Raw genomic sequence first — 1509 nt, 5'->3', positions numbered from 1 at the left:
GAGTGCCAGCGCGATCAGTATGCGATAGAGCAGGGCACCCAGTACTGTCGCCAGCGTGATGACCCACAGCTTGCGTGACGGAATCAGCGTTTCGCCGATAATGACCGCCGCCAGCCCGACCACGATGGTGCCGATGCCCATCGAGATATCGGCACCACCCTGGGTCTGTACATAGAGTGCGCCGCCCAGCGGGAAGCTGCCATCGGCAGTCAGGTCGGGAAAATTCAGAATGCGAAAGGAAATCAGCACGCCCAATGCAACCAGGGCGAAGATCAGGCCGATTTCCAGTGCTCCCATCAGGGCAATGACGGACATGGTTGGTGGCTTTCTTTGTGTTTGCCATACTTCTGCGGCATGGCTTGTCGTGCGTGGGCAGAAACGGTTTTAGCCGTAGCAGCAGGGAACAGGCGGCTACGGCCAGCACTTATTTGACGATTTCGGCGGCGCTCTTAAGCAGGGCCGGGCTCAGGTTGATGTTCTGCTTTTGTGCTGCAGCCGGGTTGAGCGTCAGTGACAGCTTGTTGCCCATTTGTGGCGCGATGCTGCCGGCTTTCTCACCCTTGAGGATGCGCACCACGATGCGGCCGGCCTGACGGCCGATATCGTAATAATTCTGCCCAAGTGCGGCGATGGCTCCGCGCTTGACCGAATCAGGGTCAGAAGCAATCAGCGGCATCTTGCTCTGGTTGGCGACGGCCACCAGCGACTCGTAAGTCGACACCACATTATTGTCGGTGCTGGTGTAGATGGCATCGACCTTGCCTGCCAGATTCTTGGCTGCGGGGGCGACATCCACGCTGCGCGCGGCGGCCGACTCCACCAGCGTCATGCCGCGTTTGCCCAGTTCGGTTTTCAGTTCGCGCGCCACAATGACCGAGTTGACTTCGCCCGGGCTGTAGACCATGCCGATTTTTTTGGCGGCCGGATGGATTTTCTGGATCAGGTCAACCTGAGCCGCTATCGGCAACCGGTCGGATACGCCGGTGATATTGCTGCCCGAAGCCTTCCATGAAGGCACCAGTTTGGCGGCGACCGGGTCGGTAACGGCAATAAAGACCACGGGGACATTGCGCGTTGCGGCGGCGACGGCCTGTGCGCTCGGTGTGGCGATCGCGACGATGGCGTCGGGCTTGTCGCCGACGAATTTGCGCGCGATTTGGCCTGCTGTTGCGGTATTGCCTTGTGCGCTCTGGTATTGCAGCTTGAGATTGCTGCCGTTCTGGTAGCCGGCTGCCTTCAGTTCGTCCTCCACGCCTTTGCGGGCAGCATCCAGCGCCGGATGGTCAACAATGGCAGTGATGGCAACCGATTTCATATCGGCTGCAAAGGCTGAGCCGAATGCTCCGATAGCGAGCAGCGAAACGAGCAGGGGACGGAGGGATAGGCGCATGGTGTTGATCTCGTCGTAAACAGATAAAGATTGGATTTTGTCTGCAATCTTATGGCAAAACGACGGGTGCTGTTTTTTGCTTATTAGGTTTTTATGCTTACAAATGCGGTTTTATTTTA

At 57.9% G+C, this 1509-nt stretch carries 2 protein-coding genes; both read right to left on the bottom strand.

What is annotated here, in order from left to right; genetic code table 11:
* Positions 1-315 (bottom strand): ABC transporter permease family protein (locus EGI20_RS18550; protein WP_498633170.1); only part of this gene is annotated, 315 nt, incomplete at its 3' end.
* A 109-nt stretch (positions 316-424) separates the two neighbouring features.
* Entirely contained in the window at positions 425-1390 is a 966-nt protein-coding gene (locus tag EGI20_RS18545; RefSeq protein WP_498632936.1) for an ABC transporter substrate-binding protein, read from the bottom strand.
* Positions 1391-1509 lie beyond the last annotated feature (119 nt).

The sequence above is a fragment of the Aquitalea sp. S1-19 genome (assembly GCF_024343515.1).
The sequence above is the reverse complement of the archived record's forward strand: the minus strand, read 5'-3'. Positions and strand labels throughout refer to the sequence as shown.

What these genes read in the sequence shown, in the direction of transcription:
- EGI20_RS18545 (WP_498632936.1), bottom strand. Translation starts at nt 1,390, where the DNA reads ATGCGCCTATCCCTCCGTCCCCTGCTCGTTTCGCTGCTCGCTATCGGA.